This window comes from Paraburkholderia sp. SIMBA_053 (assembly GCF_046534895.1).
GTDB lineage: Bacteria > Pseudomonadota > Gammaproteobacteria > Burkholderiales > Burkholderiaceae > Paraburkholderia > Paraburkholderia caledonica.
Window position 1 is genome coordinate 1 of record NZ_JAWRXU010000317.1, and the last position, 327, is coordinate 327.

Annotated in this window: 1 pseudogene; it reads left to right on the plus strand. The window is 64.8% G+C overall.

Annotation, left to right across the window (positions count from 1 at the left end):
- Nucleotides 1-327 (plus strand): annotated as a pseudogene (locus SB753_RS35800) (error-prone DNA polymerase); the annotation flags it as partial.

Sequence of the window (327 nt, forward strand, 5' to 3'; positions counted from 1 at the left end):
AAGTCGCGATCGTGCGGCCGGGCCCTGTTCAGGGCGGCATGGTCCATCCGTATCTTCGTCGTCGGCAGGGACTGGAGCCCGTCAGCTATCCGAGTCCGGACGTCGAGCAGGCGCTCAAGCGCACGCTCGGCGTGCCGATCTTCCAGGAGCAGGTGATGCAGGTTGCAATGCTTGCGGCAGGCTTCAGCGCGGGCGAGGCGGACCAGTTGCGCCGCGCGATGGCCGCATGGAAGCGCAAGGGCGGGCTCGAAAAATACTACGATCGCATCGTCAACGGCATGCGCGAGCGCGGCTACGAGCAGAGTTTTGCCGAGGCGATTTTTGAGC